Source organism: Pseudomonadota bacterium (assembly GCA_023229365.1).
Classification (GTDB): domain Bacteria; phylum Myxococcota_A; class Polyangia; order JAAYKL01; family JAAYKL01; genus JALNZK01.
Map to the genome: position 1 here is coordinate 1 of JALNZK010000033.1, position 14,535 is coordinate 14,535.

The 14,535-nt window shown below is 69.2% G+C and carries 9 protein-coding genes; 7 read left to right on the forward strand and 2 right to left on the reverse strand.

The genetic code is table 11. The features are described from left to right. The first annotated feature begins 113 nt into the window (after positions 1-113). On the forward strand, positions 114-1,028 hold the full coding sequence (locus tag M0R80_14890; GenBank protein ID MCK9460922.1) for a transposase: 915 nt from the start codon (positions 114-116) through the stop codon (positions 1,026-1,028). A 35-nt stretch (positions 1,029-1,063) separates the two neighbouring features. Here the strand turns inward: M0R80_14890 and M0R80_14895 are convergent, their stop codons facing one another. Continuing rightward, on the reverse strand, positions 1,064-2,887 hold the full coding sequence (locus M0R80_14895; protein MCK9460923.1) for a hypothetical protein: 1,824 nt from the start codon (positions 2,885-2,887) through the stop codon (positions 1,064-1,066). Positions 2,888-2,905: 18 nt separating this feature from the next. Next, positions 2,906-3,445 carry a hypothetical protein gene (locus M0R80_14900; GenBank protein ID MCK9460924.1) on the reverse strand — a complete coding sequence of 180 codons (540 nt, stop codon included), beginning with the start codon at positions 3,443-3,445 and terminating at the stop codon, positions 2,906-2,908. A 257-nt stretch (positions 3,446-3,702) separates the two neighbouring features. Between M0R80_14900 and M0R80_14905 the strand changes: the two genes are divergently transcribed. From M0R80_14905 to M0R80_14930, 6 genes are read left to right on the forward strand one after another with little or no spacing between them, the layout of a single operon-like run. After that, entirely contained in the window at positions 3,703-4,236 is a 534-nt protein-coding gene (locus M0R80_14905) for a hypothetical protein (protein MCK9460925.1), read from the forward strand. Between the two features lie 19 nt (positions 4,237-4,255). Further along, positions 4,256-10,261 carry a hypothetical protein gene (locus tag M0R80_14910; protein ID MCK9460926.1) on the forward strand — a complete coding sequence of 2,002 codons (6,006 nt, stop codon included), beginning with the start codon at positions 4,256-4,258 and terminating at the stop codon, positions 10,259-10,261. 24 nt (positions 10,262-10,285) lie between these two features. Further along, positions 10,286-11,485, forward strand: a complete 1,200-nt coding sequence (locus tag M0R80_14915; GenBank protein ID MCK9460927.1) for a tetratricopeptide repeat protein — start codon at positions 10,286-10,288, stop codon at positions 11,483-11,485. Between the two features lie 16 nt (positions 11,486-11,501). Continuing rightward, positions 11,502-12,812 carry an FHA domain-containing protein gene (locus tag M0R80_14920; protein MCK9460928.1) on the forward strand — a complete coding sequence of 437 codons (1,311 nt, stop codon included), beginning with the start codon at positions 11,502-11,504 and terminating at the stop codon, positions 12,810-12,812. Further along, positions 12,809-13,339, forward strand: a complete 531-nt coding sequence (locus M0R80_14925) for a hypothetical protein (GenBank protein MCK9460929.1) — start codon at positions 12,809-12,811, stop codon at positions 13,337-13,339. The genes M0R80_14920 and M0R80_14925 overlap by 4 nt, the downstream gene beginning before the upstream one ends. A gap of 48 nt (positions 13,340-13,387) precedes the next feature. Then, positions 13,388-14,521: a hypothetical protein gene (locus M0R80_14930; protein ID MCK9460930.1), complete on the forward strand. Its 1,134-nt coding sequence runs from the start codon at positions 13,388-13,390 to the stop codon at positions 14,519-14,521. The last annotated feature ends 14 nt before the right edge of the window (positions 14,522-14,535 follow it).

Sequence of the window (14,535 nt, forward strand, 5' to 3'; positions counted from 1 at the left end):
TCATCCGAATTTCAGGAAGTTATCGCCTCCTTCCATCCCAACGGACCGACAGTGCTCGGTCGCACCAAGACCCATCACTTGTCATATAGGCCCATGTCCTGTAGATTGGCGCGATGGCTAGGAAACCCCGCATCGACTATCCGGGCGCGTGGCACCACGTCATGCACCGGGGCGCTCGTCGCGCGCCCATCTTCAACTCCGATGATCACTGCGGCACGTTCCTCGGACACGTCGCGGCGACTGTCGAAACGTTCGGCATCGAGGTGCACGCCTATTCGCTGATGCCGAACCACTACCACCTGCTCGTCAGGTCACCCCACGGCAACCTGTCGCGCGCGATGCGTCACCTGAACGCGAGCTACACGCAGCACGTCAACGCGAGGCACGGCTGGGACGGGCCGGTCTTCCGCGGCCGGTTCCACAGCGAGCTCGTACGAAACGAGGCGAGCCTCCCGTTCTTGCTCGCGTACATTCATCTGAACCCATTGCGCGCTGGTCTCGTCACGCGCCTCGACTCCGACTGCTGGACGAGCCACCGCGCTTACATGGGTCGCGACCCCGCGCCCCCTTGGCTGACGCTCGGATACCTTCTCGGCGTGCTCGGCTCCGCGGCGAAGCTGCACGGCTACGTCGGAGACGTTCACCGAAAGCGCATCGCGTGGCCGGACGGCATGTCGCTCGACACGGGTTGGTTGAACGAGAAAGAGACGAGCCCGGCGCGAAACGTCGAAGCGCCGATCGCGGCCCGCTTCGGTGACCCGCGGATCGTCATGACGAATGTCTGCGAGGTCGCGGGTGTCCGGAAGTCGGAGTTGTCCCGCGCTGCCTGCGGTCCGCGCGCTAATCCGCCGCGCCGTCTGGCGGTGTTCGCCTTGCGCAGATGGACCTCGATGACACACGGCGAGATCGGCGCCGCGCTCGACATGTCGCCGACCCAGGTGGCGAACGTCCTGCGGAGATTCGACGCGTCCGCCGAGCCGATGAAGGCGTGGGTCGAGGCGCTCGGCGCGCGTCTATATGACAAGTGATGGGTCTTGACCCCAGTGTGTGACCCCAGTGTGCGTCAGCGGCCAGCGGCCATGTACGTGTAGGTGAAGATGCAGCCGTGGAGCTGGCAAGCCTCTCCGCACGCGGCGTCGTCGATGATCCAGCGGACGTTGAGCAGATCGTTGGCGTTGTCGACCACGAAGGAGCAGTCGCTCGAGATGGCCTGGACAGTCGCGCTCTGGCCCGACGTGATCGTGTCGTCGTAGCACTTCCAAGTGTTGTCCAGCGTGTCCACCACCCCGATCGCCGCGACATTGTACGTCGCGTGATTGTCGTAGACGTAACAGGTCATGTTGGTGACGGTCACCCCGTGGGGGAGCGTCAGGGCCGCGACGAGCTCGGTCCCGGTGGCGCCTGTCGGTATGAACCGGTAGGTCCCGTTCCCGGCGCCGTCGTAGGCGTCGGAGCTCGCGTTCGTCGTGAACGCCCCGGAGGCGAGCGCCGCGTAGCCGGTCTGGGGAGACGCGTAGTCGAACCCCGTCGCGATCGCCGTGCCGTTGATCATCGCGGGCCCGTCCACGATGAGGCTTCCGGCGTACGTCCTCCCGTCGAAGTAGCCGGCCCAGCCGTTCGTCGTCGAAGCGGTGGTGCCGTACACGCCGTAGTTGACCCCAGTACTGGACGTCGCGGTTCCGTACACGCCGTAACCCGTCGCGGCCGCCGTCGTGCCCAGGACACCGGTCGCGCCGACGCCGTAGACGCCGGTGCCGGTGGTCGTCGTGTACCCCTGCCCGTAGACGCCGCCGATGCCGCCCGAGCCCGCGTTGCCTCTCACGCCGGCGTAGCCGCCCTGGCCGTAGATCGGATACCCGCTGCTGTTCGTGGTCGCCGCGTTGATGGTGATCCAGTTCGCGCTCGTCGCGTCGATCGCGTACGCCCCGTTCGGCGTGGAGATGCTCAGCGCGCCGGTCATCGCATCGCCCGTCACGTTCACGTACGCGGCGTCGTGGTTGTGCGAGATCGGCGCGTAAGCAGCGGCGTGGTCGTGGTTGCCCGCGGCGGCGGTGCCGGCCGCGGTCCCGTAGTTGACGCTGAACGACGTGCCGGTCAGGGTCAGGCCGGTGCCGGCCGCGTAGGTCGTGTTGGTGTCGATGTCCGTCGCGCACTCCCACGAGTCGCCGTCGTACTTGAGCACGTAGCCCGTCGTGCAGGTTCTCCACGGAACGTAGACGCCGGCGTGGGCGTGGTTGCCCGTCGCCACGGTGCCCGCCGTCGTGCCCGTCGTCACCCCGACCGTCACCGTGCCTCCCACCGTGCTCGCGGTGATCGGCGCCGTGCCGTTCACCACCGTGATCCCCCCGCCGGCGCCGGTGTCGTCAGGGTCGCAGATCAGCCCCCCTGCCCCGTCGAACGCGCGGAACGCGGTGTCGGGCGGGCAGCCGGTGTCGATGAGGACCGACAGATCATCGGCGTCGTCCTCACCGAGCACCCCGAACTGCCGGCAGGACTGGGCCTCCGAGGCGAACGGGACCGACGCGAGCCGGATGCGCGGCATCTCCACGTCCTCGGCGACCGTGATCCCGAGCCACTGCTCCGGCGCGCCCCAATCGATGACGAGCGGGTTCCCCGACGGGTCGAGCTCGCCGAGGTACACGGTGAAGAACCCGTCCTGCACGTCGACGGCATTCGTCGTCTCGTAGATCTCCGTCCAGATCGGCGTGACGTCGTCAAACGCGTTGTAGATCCTGAACGTCAGCTTGGTCGGCCCGTCGATGGGGCTCCCGACGCTGTCCGAGAGCACGCCCTGCACCGGCATCAGCTGAGGAACCGTGGCGTTCGCGGAGCCCATGGCTCCCAGGAACACGGCGAAAACACAGAACACCCCAATCATCTTCTTCATGGCTTCTTCCTTCCCGTCCTACTGGTTCACCAGGGCACCGGTGCCCAGATTGATTTGATAAAACGCCGTCGACGCCGAACCCTGCGGTGAGCCGCCCACGCTGACGCGGAGCGTGTACGCGGCGGTCGAGACCTGACCACCGCCGGACGGGATGCCGATGACCTGATCCACATCCGTGTCCGTGTCGGTATCTGTGTCCGTGTCGGTATCGGTGTCCGTGTCCGTGTCGGTGTCCGTATCGGTATCGGTGTCGGTGTCGGTATCCGTGTCCGTATCGGTATCGGTGTCCGTATCGGTATCGGTGTCCGTATCCGTGTCGGTGTCGGTGTCGGTGTCGGTGTCGGTATCGGTGTCGGTGTCGGTCTCGGTGTCCGAGTCCGTGTCGGTGTCGATATCCGTGTCGGAATCGGTGTCCGTATCGGTATCGCTGTCGACGTCGGTGTCGGTGTCCGTGTCCGCGTCGGAGCCCCCGCCCGCCCCGGGGACGATGGCGGAGCACCCCGCGACCGCCGCGAAGAGCGCGGCGAAGAGAATCGACCACCTCGGTACCGCTGGCATCGCAACTCCTTGGCAGTGCGCCGTCCCGCGCGGCGCAGCTGAACGGTCATTTAACGAGTGTGCGATTATAACCAAATACCTCTGAGCACGGTCCGAAAAAGAAGCGCTTCGAAAAAAAAACCGGCCGGCTCTTCGGACCATCATTTGGGTTGTCGCCGGTCGAAAACGCCCTTAGACTCGGTGCTAATAGGTTCAGTGTCCTGGTAATCGTCCATCAGCGACCCGTCGTCGCGCGCGCAGGTTCGAAGGAGAGTGAAATGTCAATTCCGCACCAACGATTCGGCTCGATCGCGCTGCTCGTGTCGCTCGTCGCAGGCTGCTCCGTGATAGTCCCCGGAGCCGACGGCGAGGGGTCGGACACCGACACGGACATCGACACCGACACGGATACCGATACCGACATCGACACGGACACGGACATCGACACCGACACGGACACGGATTCAGACACCGACACGGACACGGACACCGACACCGACACGGATTCAGACACCGACACGGACACGGATTCCGACACGGACACCGATACCGACACGGATTCCGACACGGACACCGACACCGACACCGACACCGATACCGACACCGATACCGACACGGACACCGACACCGATACCGACACGGACACCGATGCCGACGTGAAGACCATGGTGTTCGGGTCGGTCACCGGCGGCGGCCTGGTCGAGTCGTACAGCTACAAATGCATCGTGACGATCGGCGGCGGGACGCCGGGGTCGACGCAGAGCACTTCCTACAAGGCGAACCTCGGGGTCGGCGCCTTGGTGAAGCAGTAGACACAAGGGGAGAACTAAAATGAAGAAGATGATCGTCAGCGCTGCGATTCTCGGGGCCGCAATCTGCTGTGCCACGGCCGCCAGGGCCGAGGTGCCGGACCTGATCCCGGTCCAGGGAATCCTCACCGATCAGTACGGCGACACCATCGACGGGCTGGCGAACATCCAGTTCGCCATCTACGACTCCGAAGTGGGCGGGACGCTCGTCTGGTCCGAGCTCTACAACGGCGTCAACCAGGTCGATGTCGTGGACGGGTTCTTCACCGTCTACCTGGGCACGCTCACCACGATCAACTTTGAGGACTTCGTGCTCCACCCCGAGCTGTGGCTCGGCATCACGGTCGGGCTCGACGACGAGATGGACCGGATCCGGATGGCCGCGGTGCCGTTCGCCGAGGAGGCCGGGATCTGCTCCCAGGTCGGCGACCTGACCGCCGAGGACATCCAGGAGGCGCTGAACTTCGCGTGCAGCGGCGATCAGTTCCTGCGCGGCTGGGACCCGGTCAGCGGCCCGATCTGCGGGACCGACATCACGAGCGCCGGCGTGGACGGCGGAACGATCACCGACGTGTACGCCGGCACCGGGCTCCAGAAGGACTGGGTCTCCGGCAACCCGGAGCTCTCGGCGGTGTTCGGCACCGCCGCGGGCACGGTGGCCGAGGGCAACCACCTCCACGCGGGCACGTACCAGCCGCTGACCAGCGGCGGGCCGTGCGGCGCGGGCTCGTTCATCTCGAACATCGACCCCGGCACCGGCGCCGTCACCTGCACGGCGGAGGAGACCGGCGAGAGCTACACCGCCGGGTTCGGCCTGACCGCGGCGGTGGTGGGCTCGAACATCGAGTTCGCGGTGAACGACACACTGATCCAGGTCAGGCTGGACGGCTCGTGTGCGCCGGGCGAGTTCGTCGAGTCGATCAACCCCGCGACCGGCGACTTCGCCTGCGCCACCCCGGCCGGCTCCGACTACACGCCCGGCACGGGCATCACGATCGGCTCCGGCCAGATCTCCGTCGATTTCGGCGTGGTCCAGCACCGCGTCTACACCAGCTCCACGACGATCAACGGCCAGTGCGACGACGGCAACCTGGTGCGCGGCATCGACCCGGCCTCGGGCGCGATCACCTGCGTCGTCGATCAGACCACCACCGGCGAGCCCGGCACGGGCATCGTGTCGCTCACGGCGCTGCCCCCGCTCACCGGCGGCGGCAACGACGTGAACGAGACGATCGGCATCGACATGGGCACCGGCGCCGCGCAGGCGGCGTGGGGCAACCACAACCACGACGCGGTCTACCCCCAGGTCTCGGAGACCCTGGCCGGCATGACCTGCGCGGCCGGCCAGCTGCTGGAGTACGACCTCTCCCTGGGCTGGATCTGCGCGGCCGACGACGATACCAACACCAACGCGGCCACGCTCTGCTCGGGCGACAGCACCTACCTGGACGGCGAGGGCAACTGCGACGTGATCAACCTCGCCGGCTTCCAGCTCGACGTGGTCGCCACGACCTGCGCCCTGGGCATCGCCTCGATCGCCAACGACGGCACGGTCACCTGCTCCTCCACCGACGCCAACACGATCTACACGGCGGGCGCGGGCATCGGCATCGCGTCCGACGTGATCTCGGTGGCGTTCGCCGGTTCCGGCACGGCGGCCACCGCGTCGCGCAGCGACCACGGCCACGACCACGGCACCCTGGCCGGGCAGCTCGACGACGACCACCCGCAGTACTTCAACCTCTCCCAGGCCGAGACCGTGTCCGCGATCCCGGCGTTCAACGGCGGCACCTCGGGGACGAGCGCGCCGTTCACCGTGGACAGCAGCACGCTGGTGACGAACCTGAACGCGGACCTGTTCGACGGCCTCGACTCCACCGACTTCTCCATGGCCGGCCACACGCACACCGGGTACGCGCCGACCTCCCACTCCCACGCGGCGACCGACATCACGTCGGGCACGCTGAGCACGGACCGGTTCGACGCCTACGCGGACCTGACCGCGGCCGGCGTCCTGAACGCCGACGCGGACACCGACATCCTGATCCGCTCCCAGTCCGACGCGCGCTACGCCGCGACCTCCCACGCCCACGACCACGGCGGGATGACCGGCCTCCTGGACGACGACCACACCCAGTACTTCAACCTCGCCCAGGCCGAGACCGTCTCGGCGATCCCGGCGTTCACGGGCGGCACGACCGGGACGAGCGCGCCCTTTACCGTGGACAGCACGTTCCTCGTCACGAACATGAACGCCGACCTGATCGACGGCCAGCACGCGACCGACTTCGCCGCCGCGGGCCACACCCACACCGAGTACGCGCCGACCTCGCACAGCCACGACCACGGCGCGATGACCGGCCTCGCGGACGACGACCACACGCAGTACTTCAACCTGGCCCAGGCCGAGGCCGTGACCGCGATCCCGAGCTTCAACGGCGGCACCTCGGGCGTGAGCGCGCCGTTCACGGTGGACTCGAACTTCGCGGTGACCAGCCTGAACGCGGACCTGCTCGACGGCCTCCACGCGAGCGCGTTCACCCAAACCGGGCACACCCACGTCTGGAGCAACATAACGGACCCGCCGGCCGTCTACCCGAACAGCAACCTGCTCGACGGCCTCGACTCGACCGCGTTCTCCCTCGCGGCCCACAACCACACGGGCGTGTACCTGCCGCTGTTCTCCTGCACCCTCGGCCAGGTCATGAAGTGGGACGGATCGGCCTGGGCCTGCGACGCGGACCTGGGCGGGACCTACATCGCGGGCGACGGCATCGGCATCGCCTCGAACACGATCTCGGTGGACTGGGCCGAGGTCCAGCACCGGGTCTACACGGACGCCACGACGGATGACGGGATCTGCGACACCGGCTACGTGGTCCGGGGCGTGAATCCGGACACGGGCGAGGTGATCTGCGTGCTCGACGCCACCGTGGGCGGCACGCCGGGCACCGGCATCATCCAGGTCAACGCGATCTCGCCGATCACGGGCGGCGGCAACACGTCGACCATTGACATCGGCGTGAGCGTGGGCACGGCCGCCGGCACCGTGGCCGCGGGCAACCACGCCCACGCCGGCGTGTACGCGCCCGTGAGCCACGCGCACAGCGGCGCGGACATCACGAGCGGCACCGTGGGGACATCCTACTACAGCGCGTACGCCGACCTGACGGCCGAGGCGTACCTCAACAACGACGCCGACACCGACATCCTGACCCGGGCCCAGTGCGACGCGCGGTACCCCTCGCTCTCCCACACCCACGACCACGGCACGAACACCGGCCTCGCCGACGACGACCACCCGCAGTACTTCAACCTCTCCCAGAGCGAGACCGTGGCCGGCATCCCGGCGTTCACGGGCGGCACCACGGGCTCGACCGCGCCCTTCTCCGTGGACAGCACCTTCCTGGTGACGAGCCTGAACGCGGACCTGATCGACGGCCAGCACGCCTCGGAGTTCGCGACGACCTCGCACGCCCACGACCACGGCGCGATGACCGGCCTCGCGGACGACGACCACACCCAGTACTTCAACCTCTCCCAGGCCGAGGCCGTGACGGCGATCCCGGCGTTCAACGGCGGCACCACGGGCGCGAGCGCGCCGTTCACCGTGGACAGCACCTTCCTGGTGACGAGCCTGAACTCGGACCTGCTCGACGGCCAGCACGGGACCTACTACGCCACGTCGGCCCACACCCACGCCGGGGTGTACGCGCCGGTCAGCCACGCGCACAGCGGCGCGGACATCACGAGCGGCACGGTGGGCACCTCCTACTACAGCGCGTACGCCGACCTCACGGCCGAGGCGGTCCTCAACAACGACGCGGACACCGACATCCTGACCCGGCTCCAGGGCGACGCGCGCTACGCCGCGACCTCCCACGCCCACGACCACGGCGGGATGAGCGGCCTCGCGGACGACGACCACACGCAGTACTTCAACCTCTCCCAGGCCGAGACCGTGACCGCGATCCCGGCGTTCACCGGCGGCACGACCGGCTCGACCGCGCCGTTCACCGTGGACAGCACGTTCCTCGTCACGAACCTCAACTCGGACCTGCTCGACGGCCAGCACGGGAGCTACTACTCCGCGGCGACCCACGGCCACGATCACGGCACCCTCTCGGGCCTGACCGACGACGACCACACGCAGTACTTCAACCTGTCGCAGAGCGAGACCGTGTCCGGCCGCCCGGCGTTCAACGGCGGCACGTCCGGCTCGACCGCGCCGTTCTCGGTGGACAGCACCTTGGTCGTCACGAGCCTCAACGCCGACTACCTGGACGGCCTGCACTCGTCGTCGTTCCTCACGAACTGCTCGACGTGCAACACGACCTTCGACGCGCGTTACATCCTGCGCACCGGCGACACGGTGAGCACCTCCGGCGTCTACAATTTCAGTTACACCGGCGCGAGCCCCCTCTACGGCACCCACGTCTTCGCAAATGCGAGCACGAACACCGGCCCCGCCTGGGCGCTGGTCGGCAGGGCGAACAACCATCCCAGCGCGGCAGGCGTATACGGCGACTCCTCCGACGGCAGCGGGATCTCCAGCACCAGCTACCAGTACGGTGTCTACGGCTTCGCCGAGTCGTACAACTCCAACCACACCACCGGCCAGCTCAACGGTGTTTACGGCGCGGCGTACACCGAGATCAACACCGGATCGATCGACTACGCCGGCGTGCGCGGCGCCGCCAACAACGGGGACGTCGGCATATCCACTCAGGATTTCTTCGGCGGGTACTTCACGGCGAATACCTACTACGGGAACACTTATGGTATCCGCGCACAGGCGACCAACACTGGTGGATACGCCTACGGCGGCTATTTTGTCGCGTCGACCTCTACATCCGACGCCTACGGAATCTACGCTTCCTCCACCAATAACGGCTCGGGCAGCAGCGGCTACGACAACTGGGGCATGTTCCTGAACTCAAATCAGTCCAACGCGGCAGCGACCGGCAACGCGGAGGCCTTGGAAATCCAATCGAACCACAATGGAACGTCCGGTGGCGTGTACGGCGTGCACATCTACACCTACGGCTCCAACGCGGGTTCCCAGTACGGCGTTTCCACCAACAGTTACGGCAGCACCGGCGACACTGGCGCGCAGTACGGCGTCTACAGCTACATCAACGGCACCACGACCGGCACCCGCTACGCGGTGAACGGGTACAGCGCCACCGCCGGCTCGTACGCCGGCTACTTCCAGGGAGCGCTGCACATCACCGGGGCGCTCACCAAGGGCTCGGGGTCGTTCGTGCAGCCGCACAAGAGCGATCCCACCAAGGAGATCGTGTACAACTTCCTCGAGGGGCCGGAGCACGCGGCGTTCATCCGCGGCACCGCGTTCCTCGAGGGCGGCCGGGCCGTGATCGAGATGCCCGAGCACTGGCAGCAGGTCGCGGCCGCGGAGGGCATCACCGTGCACCTGACCCCGATCGGCACCTGGGCCCCGCTCTACGCCGCGTCGATCTCGGCGCGCGAGGTCGTGATCGAGTCCGCGGCCGGGTTCGGGGGCGACGACGTGGAGTTCTCTTACTACATCCTCTGCAAGCGCGACGGGTTCCAGGCCCACGAGCCGATCCAGGAGAACGTGCACTTCCTGCCGAACCCGGATCAGAGCGCGTGGATGTTCGAGAACAGCTGGTCCAACGACACGCTGACCATCTCCGCGATCCGCGCGATGATGATCTCGAACGGCACGCTCAACGCGGACGGCACGCTCAACCGCGCGACCGCCGCGCGCCTCGGCTGGAAGGTCATCCCCAACGAGGAGGACGAGGCGTACTGCCACGAGCACAACCTGCCGTGCGCCCGGCCGGAACAGGCGGAGCGCCAGGCTCTCGAGGCGCACCACGCCGCGGACAGGGCCGCCGACGAGAAGTACCGGCGCCAGGAGCGCGCGGCGCTCAAGGCAGAGCGTAACAGGCAGAAAGCCGTGGACAGGCAGCTCCCGACGGAGAGCTCCTACGACGACCTGGAGTGGGACAGCTACGCCGAGGGGTTCTCCTCCGCCGAATAACCCCCGACACGATCGGAATCGACCATGTCTACCAGCGACGGGCGGCCCGCGTGCCGCACCACGTTCCTCCTGGCGCTGCTCGCGATCGCGGCGCTCGGTGCCCTGCTGCTCGCCGGGCCGCGGGAGTTCACGCACGGCGTGCGCCTCTTCTACGCGGCCGTGGCAGCCGCGATCGCGCTCGTGGCGGCGCTCGTCCTCGCCTCGCGCGCCGCGAGGCCGACCGACGAGGCTCTCGACCGCAAGCACGTCGCCTGGGTCGCGGCCGTGTGCGTGGCCGGCCTGGGCGCCGCCGCGATGGCGGTCGCCCTGCCCCACTCCCCGAGCGCGCCGGCGGCCGCCCCGGCAGCCGACGCCGGCCCGGCGACGGACGCGGGCGTTCCCGATGAGGCCGCCCCGGTCGCCCGAAAGCGCGAACCGGCCGGCGGCGCCCGCGACGTCGACGAGGAGATCGCCCGGGCCGGCGCGGCGCTCGGCCGCGACGACTTCGCGCAGGCCGAGAGCCTCTTCCGCGGCGCCGTCGAGAAGGCGACCGCGGCCGGGCTGGACGACCGGCGGCTGACCGCGAGCATGGGGCTCGGCGAGAGCCTGCTCGTTTCGGGAAAGACGGACGAGGCGATCGAGGTGATCACCGCGGCCCGCTCCTGGGCCGAGGGCGCGTTCGACGCCCCGCCGCCCGACGGCGTGCGCCTGATGGTGGTCGAGGCCCGGGCGCGCGCGCTCGCCAAGGATCTTCCGGCGGCCGCGGCGCTGGCCGAGCAGGCGATCGCGCTGGCCGATCGCCACCACCCCGGCGAGGCCCAGCTGCGCGGGACGGCGCTCGCTACGCTGGTGGACACGCTCCTCGGCCAGGGGCAGCCCGACGAGGCGCTCGCCGCGGTGGACGCGCAGCTGGCGCGCCTGCGCGCGGCGCCGCGCCCGGACGGCGCCGAGGTCGCGGCCTGGCTCGACACGGCCGGCCGGGTGCTGGGCATGGCCAAGCGCTACGAGGAGTCCGCCGCCCGCCTGAAGGAGGCGCTCGATCTGCTGCGGAAGGCCGGCGATCCCGATCCCGTGCGCGTGGCGCTGACCCAGTCGAGCCTCTCGTTCTCGCTGTGGAACGCCGGGAAGAAGGCCGAGGCGAAGAAGCTGCTGGCCGAGGCGCGAAAGGTGCTCGAGGCGCGGCTGCCCGAGGACCACCCGGCGCGCGCCCGCGTGACCGCGCTGGCCGCGGAGATGGGGCGCTAACCCCGGCGCCCACGCGATGAACCTCACGATCGTCCACACCAAGGGCCCGCGGCAGGGGACGGAGGACGCCTTCTCCGGCAAGGCCGTCGTCACCCTCGGCCGGCACCCGGCGTGCGACGTCGTCTTCCAGGAGAGCGGCACGCCGATCGTCTCGGGCCGCCACGCGGAGCTGCGCATCGAGGGCGACCGGCTCGTCGTCGTCGATCTCCAGTCGACCAACGGCACCTTCGTGAACGGGCGGCGCGCCCAGTCCGCCGAGCTTCAGCCCGGCGACGAGGTGACGCTCGGGGCGAACGGCCCGGCCTTCCGCGCGTCCGGCGCCGCGGTGGCCGCAGGGGCCCCGGCCTCCGAAAACGAAGGGCCGAAGATCTACGGCCAGAAGACCGTCGGCATGATGATCCAGCAGGCGCTCGCCTCGGTCCCGCAAGCGCAGGCGGCGCCCAAGGGGACCTCCAAGTCGACCGAGTACTTCGAGGCGCTCGTCGAGAAGAAGGTCCGGGGGTCCTCCAAGCGGCTCAAGATCATCGTGGCCGCCGCGGCCTTTGCCGTCGTCGCCGCGGGCGCGATCGTCGGCACCATCGCCTACCGCAACCGCACGGTCCAGGTGATCCAGACCACCCAGGTGGGCGTCGAGTCGGGCGGCGCGATCGCGGCGGCGAACCGCTACAAAGTCTTCATGCTCGCCGGGTACCCGGCGAAGGACGGCAGGCCGACCGGGCCGCTGCAGGGCTTCTGCACCGCGTTCGCCGTGAGCCCGGATCTCCTCGCGACCAACGCGCACTGCGTCGTCTCGGGATCGAAGCGCTTCGTCTCGGTGACCGCGCTCATGAACGGCGCGCCGGCGAACCGCTTCCCGGTCGTCCAGTGGGCGGCGCACCCGGCGTACCGGGAGGGCGAGATCTCACCCGACGTGGGGCTCCTGCGCATCGCCGGCAAGCTCACGACCGCCGTGACCCGCGCCGGACAGGCGGAGCTCGGCCAGCTCGGGCCGGGCGCGAAGGTCTTCCTGTACGGCTTCCCCGGCCGCCTGAACAAGGAGGACGCACCGGAGGCGACGTTCATCGAGGGCGACATCGGGCGCGTCACGACGTTCGACCAGAAGCTCGGCGCCTTCGGGGCGAACACGCTCCTGCAGCACTCGGCGTTCTGCACCGGCGGCACCTCGGGGAGCCCGATGTTCAACGCGGCCGGCCACGTCGTCGGCGTCAACGCCGGCGGCTACGTCGAGAACGGGCAGGCGCTGGCCGGCTACAACTTCGGGATGCGCGTCGATCTCCTCGAGGTCCTTTACGCGCAGCTCGGCGGCTCCGGGGGCGCCCTGCCTTGACGCACCTGAGCCGAGTGGCCTGGCTCGTGCCCCTGATCGCGCACCTCGCGTACGTGCTCGCGACCTCGCCCGCGCTGCCGGAGGCGTTCGGCGCGAAGCCGTGGTCCGCGGACGCGGGGGTGTCCTCGCGCGCCTTCCTCGTCGAGTGGCTCGCCATCGTCGGGCTGGCGAACGTCGCCCTGCTCTTCGTCCACGTCCGCCTGCCCCGCTTCGGGGATCGCACGCTCGCGGTCCCGCGCAAGGACTACTGGCTGGGCTCCCCGGCGCGCCGGGCGGAGCTGGTGGAGCGCCTGCGCGGCTTCCTCGAGACCGCCCTCCTCCTCCTCAACGTGTTCTTCCTCGCGATCTACCAGAACGTCTACCAGTCGAACGCGGCGCGCCCGGCGGTGTCCGTCCCCTCGACGCCGCTCGTCGTGGGCTTCATGGGCGTGCCCCTGCTCCTCGTCGCGCTGGCGTTCGCGAAGCTCGTCCTCGACCTCCGCAGGGCCGCGCGCGGAGGGGCGCCGCCGGAAGGCGTCGACGGGTAGCGCCGCCATCCTGTATGCTCCGCCCAAAGAGCGGAAAGGAGAGATCGAATGCGCAAACCCATGAACGCCGCGTCCCTGGCCCTCGCCGCGTGTGTCGCCGCCGCCTGCGGGGGCGCCGAGCTCCGCGCCGAGGCCCCGGCCGAAGACCCCAAGGCCGACTCCGAGAAGGCGATCGCCATCGTCCGGAGCTCCTTCGACGCCATGGGCGGCATCGAGCGGCTGCGCCTGGCGGGCGCGAAGGTGAGGATCTCCGCGGTCGCGAGCGCGGACGGCCGGGAGATCCCGGTCGAGATCTCGCTCGGCGGCCCGGCGCGGTTCCGGCTGGACTACGTCGCGGACGAGATCTCGTACGCGTACATCGACGGCGCGTGCCGCAAGACCGTCTACGGCGTCTCGGCGCGCTGCACGCCGGAGGAGGCGATGTGGGTCGAGCCGGTGCGGATCTTCGTCGGGCTCACCTTCCCCGCCGCCGACGCCTCACAGCTCGGGGCGAGCTTTAGGACCCGCGAGGACGCCGCCGTCGACGGGAGGAGCTGCGCCGTCGTCGAGGTGCGGCCGAAGAACACGAACCTCAGGCTCCGCGCCGCCTACGACAAGGCGACCGGGCTCCTCGCCCAGGTCTCGTTCGATCTCAAGGACGCGGCGGGCGCGAAGACGCAGTGGGAGCTCTCGTACGGCGACTGGCGCGAGGTCAAGAAGATGCTCGCCCCGCACGTGCGCGGCGTGACGCACGCCGGCAGGGAGATCTGGCGCGAGACCGCGCGCTCCGTGGACTTCGACGCCTTCGACGCGCGCGCGTTCGATCCGCCGCTGCCGCCGACGACGGACGAGCCGCTCCCGGCGCAGCTGCCGACGCGCCACCTCGTGCGCACGACGGTCGCCGGGCAGGCCGTCGAGATCCCGGCGCCGCCGCCCACGATCGGCGGGGCGTGGATCCCGGCGGGCCAGGTCACCGAGAGCCCGGCCGCCGCGATCATGCGCATCGTGCACCGCGGGCCGGTGGCGAAGGCCCCGACGCTGTTCGAGCGGCTCAAGGGCGGCGCCTCGATGGCGGGCCGGCAGCTCGCGGGCGAGCCCGGCGTCATCCTCCTCGAGAGCCCGGGGACGCCGGAGGAACCGGCGCTCATGATCATCTACGCGGCGCTCGCGCCCCAGGAAGTGAAAGTGGACGTCACGGAGTAGCTCCGTCCACTCCG